This is a genomic window from Comamonas sp. UBA7528, assembly GCF_002479375.1.
Taxonomy (GTDB): Bacteria; Pseudomonadota; Gammaproteobacteria; order Burkholderiales; family Burkholderiaceae_C; genus Comamonas.
The window spans coordinates 43,483-55,856 of record NZ_DLMU01000014.1; the positions used below are offsets into that span (position 1 = coordinate 43,483).

13 protein-coding genes are annotated in these 12,374 nt (G+C 65.4%); 11 read left to right on the plus strand and 2 right to left on the minus strand.

Going from position 1 to position 12,374, the window contains the following annotated elements; genetic code table 11:
* Positions 1-3: 3 nt before the first annotated feature.
* The 10 genes from ftsW to B3349_RS15960 all read left to right on the plus strand — a co-directional run bounded on the left by ftsW (position 4) and on the right by B3349_RS15960 (position 10,083).
* Positions 4-1,269, plus strand: coding sequence for a putative lipid II flippase FtsW (gene ftsW / locus B3349_RS15915; protein WP_066537851.1), 1,266 nt, complete (start codon positions 4-6; stop codon positions 1,267-1,269).
* Positions 1,266-2,330, plus strand: coding sequence for an undecaprenyldiphospho-muramoylpentapeptide beta-N-acetylglucosaminyltransferase (gene murG / locus B3349_RS15920; RefSeq protein WP_291590199.1), 1,065 nt, complete (start codon positions 1,266-1,268; stop codon positions 2,328-2,330). Before ftsW ends, murG begins: the two co-directional genes overlap by 4 nt.
* Positions 2,327-3,760, plus strand: coding sequence for a UDP-N-acetylmuramate--L-alanine ligase (murC, locus tag B3349_RS15925; RefSeq protein WP_291590200.1), 1,434 nt, complete (start codon positions 2,327-2,329; stop codon positions 3,758-3,760). The genes murG and murC overlap by 4 nt, the downstream gene beginning before the upstream one ends.
* Positions 3,757-4,740 (plus strand): D-alanine--D-alanine ligase, encoded by a 984-nt coding sequence (locus B3349_RS15930; RefSeq protein WP_291590201.1) that lies wholly within the window; start codon positions 3,757-3,759, stop codon positions 4,738-4,740. Before murC ends, B3349_RS15930 begins: the two co-directional genes overlap by 4 nt.
* The gene (locus B3349_RS15935; RefSeq protein WP_291590203.1) at positions 4,740-5,579 is read left to right on the plus strand and encodes a cell division protein FtsQ/DivIB; all 840 of its coding nucleotides are present in this window, start codon (positions 4,740-4,742) and stop codon (positions 5,577-5,579) included. The genes B3349_RS15930 and B3349_RS15935 overlap by 1 nt, the downstream gene beginning before the upstream one ends.
* Before the next feature lies 1 nt (position 5,580).
* On the plus strand, positions 5,581-6,810 hold the full coding sequence (gene ftsA / locus B3349_RS15940; protein ID WP_066537764.1) for a cell division protein FtsA: 1,230 nt from the start codon (positions 5,581-5,583) through the stop codon (positions 6,808-6,810).
* Between the two features lie 124 nt (positions 6,811-6,934).
* Positions 6,935-8,167 (plus strand): cell division protein FtsZ, encoded by a 1,233-nt coding sequence (ftsZ, locus tag B3349_RS15945; protein WP_280012946.1) that lies wholly within the window; start codon positions 6,935-6,937, stop codon positions 8,165-8,167.
* Positions 8,168-8,319: 152 nt separating this feature from the next.
* A complete protein-coding gene (gene lpxC / locus B3349_RS15950; protein ID WP_066537848.1) occupies positions 8,320-9,243 on the plus strand; it encodes a UDP-3-O-acyl-N-acetylglucosamine deacetylase in 924 nt (307 codons plus the stop codon).
* 21 nt (positions 9,244-9,264) lie between these two features.
* Complete coding sequence (locus tag B3349_RS15955; protein ID WP_291590205.1) at positions 9,265-9,441, plus strand: hypothetical protein; 177 nt, start codon at positions 9,265-9,267, stop codon at positions 9,439-9,441.
* A 201-nt stretch (positions 9,442-9,642) separates the two neighbouring features.
* Positions 9,643-10,083, plus strand: coding sequence for an RcnB family protein (locus B3349_RS15960; RefSeq protein WP_291590207.1), 441 nt, complete (start codon positions 9,643-9,645; stop codon positions 10,081-10,083).
* A gap of 99 nt (positions 10,084-10,182) precedes the next feature.
* Here B3349_RS15960 and ruvC read toward each other — a convergent pair whose 3' ends face one another.
* Positions 10,183-10,740, minus strand: a complete 558-nt coding sequence (gene ruvC, locus B3349_RS15965; RefSeq protein WP_291590210.1) for a crossover junction endodeoxyribonuclease RuvC — start codon at positions 10,738-10,740, stop codon at positions 10,183-10,185.
* Between the two features lie 111 nt (positions 10,741-10,851).
* Between ruvC and B3349_RS15970 the strand changes: the two genes are divergently transcribed.
* Entirely contained in the window at positions 10,852-11,652 is an 801-nt protein-coding gene (locus B3349_RS15970) for a hypothetical protein (RefSeq protein WP_291590212.1), read from the plus strand.
* Here the strand turns inward: B3349_RS15970 and mtgA are convergent.
* Positions 11,644-12,360 (minus strand): monofunctional biosynthetic peptidoglycan transglycosylase, encoded by a 717-nt coding sequence (mtgA, locus tag B3349_RS15975; protein WP_291590213.1) that lies wholly within the window; start codon positions 12,358-12,360, stop codon positions 11,644-11,646. The genes B3349_RS15970 and mtgA overlap by 9 nt on opposite strands.
* Positions 12,361-12,374: the final 14 nt, after the last annotated feature.

Genomic DNA, 12,374 nt, shown 5'->3' on the forward strand with positions numbered 1-12,374 from the left:
GACATGTCCAGCGTGCTCCAACGCGTATCCAACTGGTTTGGCGGCACTTCCGACAAGCCAGTGGATGTGCTGCCGGTGCGCGTGGGCGGCACGGAATACCGTGCCACGCCGGCACGGCCGGTGCAGATGCTGGGACTGGACCAGGCGCTGGTGTGGGTGGTCATCGCCTTGCTGACCTGGGGCGTGGTGATGGTGTATTCGGCCTCGATCGCGATGCCGGACAACCCCCGTTTCGGCAAGATCGAGCCCTACCACTTCGTGCTGCGCCATGTGATTGCGCTGGGCGTCGGTTTTGTCGGTGCGCTGCTGGCCTTCCAGATCTCGATGAAGACCTGGGAGCGCATGGCGCGCAAGCTGTTCATCCTCTCCATCCTGCTGCTGGTGGCCGTGCTGGTGCCACATGTGGGCGTGGTGGTGAATGGGGCGCGGCGCTGGATTTCGCTGGGCATCATGAACTTCCAGCCTTCCGAGCTGGCCAAGTTTGCGGTGCTGGTCTATGCGGCCGATTACATGGTGCGCCGTATGGAAATGAAGGAACGTTTCTTCCGCGCGGTGTTGCCCATGGCGGCGGCCGTGTTCGTCTGCGGCGTGCTGCTGCTGGCCGAGCCGGACATGGGGGCGTTCATGGTGATCGTGGTGATCTCCATGGGCATCCTGTTCCTGGGCGGTGTGAACGCGCGCATGTTCTTCCTGATGGCGGCGCTGGTCATCGGTGCCTTCGTCATCATGATCGCCTTCTCCGACTGGCGGCGCGAACGCATCTTCGCCTACCTCGACCCCTGGGACATGAAGCACGCGCTGGGCAAGGGCTACCAACTGTCGCATGCGCTGATCGCCATCGGCCGGGGCGAGCTGTTCGGCGTGGGCCTGGGCCGCAGCGTGGAAAAGCTGCACTGGCTGCCGGAAGCGCACACCGACTTTCTGCTGTCCGTGATCGGCGAAGAGTTCGGCTTGGTTGGCCTGCTGGTGCTGATCGTGGCCTTTGTCTGGCTGACGCGCCGCATCATGGAAATCGGCCGTCAGGCGATTGCGCTGGACCGGGTGTTTTCCGGGCTGGTGGCGCAGGGCGTGGCCATCTGGATCGGGTTCCAGGCCTTCATCAACATGGGTGTGAACCTGGGCGCGCTGCCCACCAAGGGGCTGACGCTGCCGCTGATGAGCTTTGGCGGATCGGCCGTGCTGATGAACCTGATTGCCATCGCGGTGGTGCTGCGCATTGATTACGAGAACAAGGTCCTCATGCCGTCGGGCAGGGGAGCAGTGAAATGACAGAGAAAGTGGCACTGGTCATGGCGGGCGGAACGGGAGGACATATCTTCCCGGGTCTGGCCGTGGCGCAGGCTTTGCGGGAGCGCGGCTGGCGCGTGCACTGGCTGGGCGCGCCCGGCAGCATGGAATCCCGTCTGGTTCCGCCCCAGGGCTTTGCCCTGGAAACGATTGAATTCGGTGGCGTGCGCGGCAAGGGGTTGGTGACGCTGGCCCTGCTGCCGCTGCGCCTGCTCAAGGCCTTCTGGCAGGCCTGGCGCGTGGTGCGCCGCGTCCAGCCCGATGTGCTGGTGGGCTTCGGCGGCTACATCACCTTCCCCGGCGGGATGATGGGCGTGCTGGCCGGCAAGAAGCTGGTGCTGCACGAACAGAACTCGGTGGCAGGTACTGCCAACAAGGTGCTGGCCAGTGTGGCCGACCGGGTGTTCACGGCGTTCCCGGAGGTGTTTGCCAAGGGGCGCTGGGTGGGCAATCCGCTGCGCGAAGCCTTTGTGCGCCAGCCCGAGCCCGAGGCCCGCTTTGCCGGACGCAGCGGCCCGCTCAAGCTGTTGGTGGTCGGCGGTAGCCTGGGCGCCAAGGCGCTGAACGACATCGTGCCCCAGGCGCTGGCCTTGATTCCGGCGGCGCAGCGCCCCAGCGTGCTGCACCAGAGCGGCGCCAAGCAGATCGACGAGTTGCGGGCCAACTACGCCGCCGCCGGCGTGCAGGCGGAGCTGACGCCCTTCATTGACGACACGGCCCAGGCCTTTGCCGATGCCGATGTGATTGTCTGCCGTGCCGGTGCCAGCACCGTGACCGAGATCGCCGCCGTCGGTGCGGCAGCGGTGTTCGTGCCTTTCCCGCATGCGGTGGATGACCACCAGACCGCCAATGCCCGCTTCCTGGTGGAGCAGGGCGGTGGCTGGCTGATCCCGCAAAAGGCGCTGACGGCTGAAAAATTGGCAGAAATGCTACAGAATACGGAGCGTTTTACGCTGCTTGAACGGGCGAGAGACGCTAAGAAGATGCAAAAGATTCAGGCTACCCACGAGGTCGTGGCGGCATGCGAGGAGTTGTCCGCATGAAGCACGCCATCCAGAACATCCATTTCGTCGGCATCGGCGGTGCCGGCATGAGCGGCATCGCCGAGGTGCTGCACAACCTGGGCTACCGCGTCTCGGGCTCGGACCTGTCCAGCTCGGCCGTGCTGCAGCGCCTGCAGTCGCTGGGCATCCACACCTTTGTGGGCCATGCGGCCGACCATATCGGTCACGCCGATGTGGTGGTCACCTCCACGGCGGTGCAGGGCAGCAACCCCGAGGTGGTGGCTGCCCGCGAGAAAAAGATTCCCGTCGTGCCGCGTGCGCTGATGCTGGCGGAGCTGATGCGCTTCAAGCAGGGCATCGCCATTGCCGGAGCCCATGGCAAGACCACCACTACCAGCCTGGTGACCAGCGTGCTGGCCGAAGCCGATCTGGATCCCACGTTCGTGATCGGCGGCAAGCTCAACAGCGCCGGCGCCAATGCCAAGCTGGGCCATGGCGACTACATTGTGGTGGAAGCCGATGAGTCCGATGCATCGTTCCTGAACCTGCTGCCGGTGATGGCGGTGGTCACGAACATCGATGCCGACCACATGGAAACCTACGGCCATGACTTCGGCAAGCTCAAGCAGGCGTTTGTGGATTTCCTGCACCGCATGCCGTTCTATGGCCGCGCCATCCTCTGCGTGGACAGCCCGGCCGTGCGCGAGATCCTGCCGCAGCTGGCCCGTCCGGTGACCACCTACGGCTTTGCCGAGGACGCCCAGGTGCGGGCCGTCAATGTGCGCGCCGTCGCCGGTCAGATGCATTTCACCGTGCGCCGCAGCAATGGCCAGCCCATGCCCGACCTGGACGTGGTGCTGAGCCTGCCGGGCGAGCACAACGTGCTCAATGCGCTGTCTGCAGTGGCCGTGGCCATGGAGCTGGAGATTCCCGACGCTGCATTGCTGCGCGCCCTGGAAGGTTTCAAGGGTGTGGGCCGGCGCTTCCAGCGCTATGGCGAATTGCCCGCAGCCCAGGGCGGCGTGTTCACGGTGATCGACGACTACGGCCACCACCCGGTGGAAATGGCGGCCACGCTGGCCGCTGCCCGGGGTGCCTTCCCCGGCCAGCGCCTGGTGCTGGCCTTCCAGCCGCACCGCTACACCCGCACGCGCGACTGCTTTGAAGATTTCGTGCAGGTCATCGGCCATGCCGACAGCGTGCTGCTGTCCGAGGTGTATGCCGCCGGTGAAGCGCCCATCGTGGCGGCCGATGGCCGTTCCCTGACCCGTGCATTGCGCGTGGCGGGCCGGGTGGAACCAATTTTTGTTGAGCAAATCGCTGATATGCCCCAGGCAATTGCGGACAATGCTCGGTCTGGCGATGTGGTGCTGTGCATGGGGGCGGGCTCGATTGGCGCCGTTCCGGGGAAATTGGTCGAAATGCTATCGAAGAGTGAGCGGTCTGGGCAAGCGGGAGGTGCGCAGTGAGTACGCACGCACAAGATATAGATGTCCAGGCACTGGGCAAGGTCGCCGTGTTGATGGGCGGCAGCTCGTCCGAGCGCGAAGTCTCGCTGATGTCCGGCAGCGGTGTGCTGCAGGCCCTGCGCTCGCAGGGGGTGAATGCCCATGCATTTGACCCTGCGGAACGCGATCTCGGTGAGCTGAAAAAAGAGGGTTTTGCCCGCTGCTTCATCGCCTTGCATGGCCGCCACGGCGAGGATGGCACGGTGCAGGGTGCGCTGGAATTGCTGCGCATTCCCTATACCGGCCCGGGCGTGATGGCCTCCAGCATGGCCATGGACAAGGTCATGACCAAGCGCATCTGGCGCTTCGAAGGCCTGCCCACACCGGATTGGCGCATGGTGGCCAGCGCGGACCAGACCCGCGCGGCATTCGCGGCGCTGGGTGCGCCCATGATCGTCAAGCCGGCACGCGACGGCTCCAGCATGGGGCTGACCAAGGTGGAGGACGCCAGCCAGTGCGAAGCCGCCTATGCCCTGGCTGCCAAGTACGATGAAGAAGTGCTGTGCGAGCAGTTCATCTCCGGGGACGAAACCACCTGCGCCGTGCTGGGTGAAGGCCGGGGCGCACAGGCCTTGCCCGTGATCCGCATCGTCGCGCCGGACGGCAATTACGACTACCAGAACAAGTACTTCACCGACGTCACGCAGTACCACTGCCCGAGCGGCCTGCCGGCCGAGGAAGAGGCCGAGATCCAGCGCATCGTCGAGCAGGCATTCCGCACGCTGGGTTGCCGCGGCTGGTCGCGCGCCGACATCATGATCCGCGCCAGCGACCGCAAGCCCTTCCTGCTGGAAATCAACACCTCGCCGGGCATGACCGGCCATTCGCTGGTGCCCATGGCCGCACGGGCCAAGGGCATCTCGTACGAAGCGCTGTGCCTGCGCATTCTGGCGATGGCCTCGCTGGATGGCGACGCACACGCCGTGGAAGGGAGTGCCTGATGCGCCACGCACTGCCCCTGGACGTCCGCCTGATGAACGCGACCGCATCGGTCCTGTTCGCGGGCTGTGCCGTCCTGCTGGTGGCGGTGCTGGGCTGGTGGGCAGTGCGCCATCCTGCTTTCTCGATCGCGCGCATCGTGGTCGAAGGCGAGCTGGTGCACAACAACGCGGTGACGCTGCGGGCCAATGTGGCCCCCAGCCTGACCGGCAATTTCTTTACCGTGGACCTGGCCGGCGCACGCAAGGCGTTCGAGCTGGTGCCCTGGGTGCGCACCGCCGAAGTGCGGCGCGAGTTCCCCAACAGCCTGCGCGTGATCCTGAAGGAGCATGTGGCCCAGGCGTACTGGGGGCCGGAGAACGGCACCTCCATGGTCAATGCCATGGGCGAGGTGTTCGAGGCCAATGTGGGCGAGGTGGAGCGCGAAGGCCTGCCCCGTCTGCAGGGCCCGGAAGGCTCGGCGTCCCAGGTGCTGGCCATGTTCTACGCGCTGGAGCCCGCCTTAGAGCCGCTGCAGGTGGAAGTGGACGCCCTGACGCTGCGTGACCGCGGCAGCTGGGTGGCGCGCCTGGACAACGACGCGGTGATCGAGCTGGGCAATGGCTCGCCCGAACAGGTGCTGCAGCGAGCCCAGCGTTTCGTGCGCACGCTGGCCCAGGTCACCGGCCAGTACCAGCGCCGTGCCGATGCACTGGAATATGCTGATTTGCGCTATCCCGATGGCTATGCGCTGCGCCTCAAGGGCGTGACCACCGTGTCGCGCGAACGGGCTTTGCAGCTGAGCCGGGATGCCGCAGCGAGAGAAAAGAAGAAAACCCGAACAACCGAGGGCAGGAACTGATATGGCAAGAGAATACAAAGACGTGGTCGTGGGACTGGACATTGGTACCGCCAAGGTCATGGCCGTTGTCGCCGAAGTCATGCCTGGCGGAGAACTCAAGCTGGCGGGGCTGGGTGTGGCACCCAGCAACGGCCTCAAGCGCGGCGTGGTGGTGAACATCGACGCCACGGTGCAAAGCATCCAGCAGGCGCTGAAGGAGGCCGAGCTGATGGCCGACTGCAAGATCCAGCGCGTGCACACCGGCATCACCGGCAGCCATATCCGGGGCCTGAACCAGAGCGGCATGGTGGCCATCAAGGACAAGGAAGTCACCCAGGCCGATGTGGCCCGCGTGATCGAGACCGCCAAGGCCGTCAGCATCTCGTCCGACCAGCGTCTGCTGTTGGTGGAGCCCCAGGAATTCGTGATCGACGGCCAGGATGTGAAAGAGCCGATCGGCATGAGCGGCATCCGCCTGGAAGCCAAGGTGCACATCGTGACCGGGGCACAGAGCGCGGCCGAGAACATCATCAAGTGCGTGCGCCGCTGCGGCCTGGAAGTGGAACAGCTGCTGCTGAACCCGCTGGCCGCCAGCCAGGCCGTGCTGACCGATGACGAGCGCGAACTGGGCGTGGCCCTGGTGGACATCGGCGCCGGCACCACCGATGTCGCCATCTTCACCGGCGGTGCGATCCGCCACACGGCCGTGATCCCGATCGCCGGCGACCTGATCACCAGCGACATCGCCATGGCGCTGCGCACCCCCACCAAGGACGCGGAAGACATCAAGGTCGAAAGCGGCTACGCCAAGCAGATGCTGGCCGACCCGGACAGCCAGGTCGAAGTGCCGGGTCTGGGCGATCGCAGCCCCCGCATGATCAGCAAGCAGGCGCTGGCCGGCGTGATCGAGCCGCGTGTGGAAGAAATCTTCTCGCTGGTGCACCAGGTCATCCGCGAGTCCGGTTACGAAGAAGTCCTGTCCTCCGGGATCGTGCTCACAGGCGGCAGCGCCGTGATGCCCGGCATGGTGGAGCTGGGCGAAGACATTTTCCTCAAACCCGTGCGCCGCGGAGTACCTCAGTACGCCAGCGCCTTGGCCGACATGGTGGCGCAACCGCGCTCGGCCACGGTGATGGGATTGTTGGAGGAGGCTCGCATGGCGCGTATGCGCGGTTTCAAGGTGGCACAAAAGAGTGGGTCTGTGAAGACCGCTTTTGGGCGATTCAAAGACTTCATTGTGGGAAACTTCTAACTATGTGCTCTCGACGTTTGCGCATCACGGGGCCTCCCACGGATTTTCGCTATCAGCGATACCGAAGAACAGCCAAAACGACAGCAGCAGTGACCAATTACGTAGAAATTTCAGGAGCACCAACATGACCATCGAAATGATCGAAGCCGAAGAATTCAACCAGGGCACACGAATCAAGGTGATCGGCGTGGGCGGCGGTGGCAGCAATGCCGTGGAGCACATGATTGCCTGCAATGTGCAGGGTGTGGAGTTTGTCTGCGCCAACACGGACGCCCAGGCACTGATCCGCAGCAATGCACACCGCACGATCCAGCTGGGCCAAAGCGGTCTGGGTGCCGGCAGCAAGCCCGACAAGGGCCGTGATGCTGCTGAAGTGGCGGTCGAAGACATCCGCGCTGCCATCGATGGCGCCCACATGCTGTTCATCACGGCCGGCATGGGTGGCGGCACCGGCACCGGCGCCGCACCGGTGATTGCCCGTGTGGCCAAGGAAATGGGCATCCTGACTGTGGGCGTGGTGACCAAGCCCTTCGACTGGGAAGGCAGCCGCCGCATGTCCAACGCCGATGGCGGCCTGTCCGAGCTGGAAGCCAACGTCGATTCGCTGATCGTGGTGCTGAACGAAAAGCTGCTGGAAGTGCTGGGTGACGATATCTCCCAGGACGAAGCCTTCGCACACGCCAACGACGTGCTGAAGAACGCGGTGGGCGGCATTGCCGAAATCATCAATGAATACGGCCATGTGAACGTCGACTTTGAAGACGTGCGCACCGTGATGGGCGAGCCCGGCAAGGCCATGATGGGCACGGCCCGCGCATCCGGTCCGGACCGCGCCCGCATCGCGGCCGAACAGGCTGTGGCCTGCCCGCTGCTGGAAGGCATCGACCTGTCGGGCGCCCGCGGTGTGCTGGTGCTGGTGACCGCCGCCAAGGGCAGCCTGAAGCTGTCGGAGTCGCGTCTGGCCATGTCTACCATCAATGCCTACGCTTCGCCCGATGCGCACGTGATCTACGGTGCAGCCTACGACGACTCGCTGGGTGACGACATCCGCGTGACCGTGGTGGCCACCGGTCTGGCCCGCCAGAACGCCCGCCGCCAGCCGATGTCGGTGGTGCAGGGCGGTCTGCGCACCGGTACCGACGGCATGTACGCCATGCCGACGGCCTCCATGGGTGCCGCAGTGACCGGCGCCGCTCCCTCTATCGGTGCGGTGGGCCAGGCCGACTACGGCGGCATGAACGTGCCCAGCGTGTGGCGTACCAACCGCACCCAGGCCGCAGCCCGTGTGGACGCGCTGTCCTCCGGCGGCATGGACGATCTGGAAATCCCGGCTTTCCTGCGCAAGCAGGCTGACTGACGGTTTCCCGTAAAACCACCAGCAGGCCCGCAGCGCGCAAGCGCTCGGGCCCATTTTTTTGCCCGGCAATGGCACTGCAGCAATCGCAGCTATTGGGATTTCCCATGACCGTGCCCGGCAGGAAAATGCCGCAGATCGGTAAAATTGACACCATGCTTCAGCAACGCACCCTCAAGACCATCACCCGTGCCGTGGGCATGGGTCTGCACAGCGGCCAGCGGGTCGAGATGACCTTGCGCCCGGCGCAGCCCGATACCGGCATCGTCTTCCGGCGTGTGGATTTGCCGGAGCCGGTGGACATTCCCGTCAATGCCATGTCGGTGGCCGACACGCGCATGGCCACCACCATTGCCACGGGCAGTGCCAAGGTGCACACCATCGAGCACCTGATGTCCGCTCTGTGCGGCCTGGGCATTGACAACCTCTATATCGACATCACGGCCGAGGAAGTGCCCATCCTGGATGGTTCTTCGTCGTCCTTTGTGTTTCTGCTGCAGAGCGCCGGCATCGAAACCCAGAATGCGCCCCGCCGTTTCATCCGGGTGACCAAGCCGGTGGAGGTGCGCGAAGGCGAGGGGGCGAATCTGAAATGGGCCCGCTTCGAGCCCTACCATGGCTTCAAGCTGCGCTTTGACATCGACTTTGCCCACCCGGCCGTGGATTCCACCGGCCAGTCGGTGGAGTTCGATCTGGGCGCCGGCAACTACCCGCGCGACATCGCCCGGGCCCGCACCTTCGGCTTCACCAAGGATGTGGAGATGCTGCGCAACAACGGTCTGGCCCTGGGCGGCGGACTGGACAACGCCATCGTCATGGACGACTACAAGGTCCTGAACAGCGACGGCCTGCGCTATGACGACGAGTTCGCCAAGCACAAGATCCTGGACGCCATGGGCGATCTGTACGCTGTGGGCAAGCCGCTGCTGGCGGCCTACAGCGCTTTCCGTTCGGGCCACGGCATGAACAACCAGCTGCTGCGCGCGCTGATGGCCGACCCCTCGGCCTGGGAAGTGGTCAGCTTTGACAGCGACCGCAAGGCGCCAGCGGGCTTTGCCCAGCTCGCCCAGGCCTGGTAAGCCGGTTCCGGGCGCCTGCAGATGCTGATCTTTCGCTGGCTGGCCTCCCTGTTGCTGCTGGGGTCTGCCCTGTGCTTTGTGTTCTACCTGGGCACCGGCAAGGTGCAGTACCGGCGCTGGGGGCTGCTGGTGCTGAAGTGGACCGTGGTGGCCGCACTGGCCTTTTTTGCGGTGCTGATCTTCGGGCGCATCGTCTGACGGCGTGGCACCATGGGCTCGCGCATGCTGCGTTCCACAGACTTTCTGTCACGCAATTTACGGTTTGCAAAGCACTGTCACCTTGCCGCAAAGCTGCGGTAAAACCGGCGCTGCAGCGTGTGCGCACCGCTGCAATCGGTGCATGATGGAGTACATGCCGGTCCTTGGCCGGCCCTTCTCACCCCAGGAAAGGAGTGTCCGATGAAAAAAATGTCTGCACTGGCAGCAGCCCTGGCCCTTGGCATGGGCATGTCGGCTGTCGCACAGGCCCAGCCCCACCGCAATGACGACCGCCGCGGTCCGCCTTCGCATTCCCAGGGCAATGGCCATTACAAGCACGATGACCGCCGCAATGACCGCCGCGACTGGGACCGTGACCACCGCCGCGACGACCGGAGAGATGACCGCCGGGACGACCGTGATTTCCGCCGTGGCGCCGGCCCTGACCACCGCTGGGTCAAGGGGCACCGCGTGCCTCCGCAGTACCGCGGACCACAGTATGTGGTGCAGGACTGGCGTGGCCACCACCTGAATGCGCCGCCCCGCGGCTACCACTGGGTGCAGTACGGCGGCGACTACATGCTGGTGGCGATTGCCACTGGCGTGATCACCCAGCTGATCCTGAGCGGCGTGCGCTACTGAGTCTCGGCGCCCGTCAGCAAAAAAGGCACCCTGTGGGGTGCCTTTTTGCATTGCGGCATGCCGCCAGCGGAGCGAGAGGTGCCGCTGGGGTGCGGGCACTCAGTAGGTGCGTCCGCCTTTGTACAGCGCATGCTGGCGGCGCTGCAAGGTGGTCTCCTGGGCCAGCCGGTCCATCACATGGCCGGCATGGGCATGGGTGATGGCCAGGCCCAGGGCATCGGCCGCATCGGGGCCGGGCAGACCGGGCAGGTGGAGCATGCGTTTGACCATCTCCTGCACCTGGTCCTTGGCTGCTCGTCCGTGGCCGGTGATGGCTTTCTTCATCTGCAGCGCCGTGTATTCGGCCACCGGCAGCCCGTGCATCACCAGGGCCGCAATGGCCGCCCCCCGGGCCTGCCCCAGCAGCAGCGTGGACTGGGGGTTGACGTTGACGAAGACGATTTCGACGGACGCGGTGGCCGGCTGGTAGCGGGTGATGACCTCGCCAATGCCTTCGTACAGGATCTTCAGCCGCGCCGGCAGATCGCCCAGCTCCACCCCCGGCGTGCGCGTGGTGCGGATGGTGCCGCAGGCCACATAGCGCAGCTGCTGGCCTTCGCGGTCCACCACGCCGAAGCCGGTGGTTTGCAGGCCGGGGTCGATACCGAGAATGCGCATGAAGAAGTGCTGTGAACAAAGAGGGGGCGGCGCACACCGCGCCGCCCGGCGATTGTGCCCCATGCCCGGGATACACTGCGCGTCCTGCTTGTTTGCCCGCTGTGTGTGCCCATGTCCCTGCCTGCCCACCGACGTCTGTTGCGCGCCTTGTGGCGCGGAGTGTGGGGGCTGGGTGCCGCCGTGCTGCTGTTCCTGGGCTGGCGCATCGCGGTGCTGGCCACCACGCCCGCTTCCAGCCATGCGGAGATCGTGCAGCAGGTGTTCCAGGCCAAAGCCCTGCCGCCTTTCACCCCGGAGCACCTGAAACTGGTGCGCGCGCTGCGGGTCTGGTGGCTGCCGGTGGAGTCGGGCGCACCGGGTGTGGATCCAAGGGAACCGTTGCGCGGAGACGCCTCCAGCGTCGAGGTGGCGCAGCAGCTGCTGGCGACAGAGGATGCGGCTTTGGCCAGGCGCAGGCTGGTGGAGGTGGCGCGCTGGGTATGGCCCTTTGTGGAGCAGGCGCGCCTGCCGCCGGGGCGCTATGCGGTGCCTGCCGCGCTGCAGGACCAACTGCCCGGGGTACAGCAGGGCCAGTTCCAGCTGCGTGCAGAACATCTGATCCTGCTGCGCGGTGCCATCTGGCAGGAGCTGGAGGGGCGCAGTCTGGACGCCGTGCTGGACGAGAGTACCGAGGCCGAGCCGCTGTGGCCCATGCCCTTCATCGACGGCAAGCGTCCCTATGGCGACCGGTCCTACTACACCATCGACATGGCGGAGCTGCTGGGCAGCCCGTTCGCACTGGATGCGCGCGGCTACGCCATCATCGTCCCTGCCCGCGATGCGGCGCTGAAACGCCTGCATGAGGAAACGCTGACCGCGCTGCAGCTCATGTTCCTGTACGGCGAGATGGACGGGATGGCTCCCTCACGGTAGCGGCGTGGCCGCCATGCGGCGCTGGATGGCACTGCTGCGCTGGTTCAGGTAGGGCGAGCGCGGGTTGGCCTCGAAGTGGCGCGGGTTGGGCAGCATCACCGCCAGGCGGGCGGCTTCGGCCGGGGTCAGCCCGGCGGCGCTCTTGCCGAAGTAATGCCTGGCTGCGGCCTCGGCACCAAAGATGCCGTTGCCCCATTCCACGCTATTGAGGTAGATCTCCAGAATGCGCTGCTTGCTCAGCAGCAGCTCCAGCAGGTGGGCCAGCACCAGCTCCTGGCCTTTGCGCAGGATGTTGCGCTCGCCGGACAGCAGCAGGTTCTTGGCCAGCTGCTGGGTGATGGTGGAGCCGCCAAACAGGCGCGCAGGCCGGGTGGACTGCTTGCGCGCCGCGCGGTGTTCTTCCTTGGCGTTGCGCTCCATGGCACGTTCGATGGCGTCCCAGCGCACGCCGCTGTGTTCCACGAACTGGTCGTCTTCCGAGGTCAGCACGGCGCGCTTGAGGTGGTCCGAGATCCGGGCATAGTCCACCCAGTGCTGCTGCCAGGGACGCTCGGCACCGTCTTTCCACTGCTGCCACATTTCCGAGCGCTGGAAGGTGGTGGATTCGGGCGCCACCACCACCATCAGCCCGATGCGCAGCACAAAGAACAGCTGCAGTCCCACTGCCGCCAGCAGCACCAGACCCAGCCAACGCTCGAATGCCTTCATGCGCAGACTCCGTC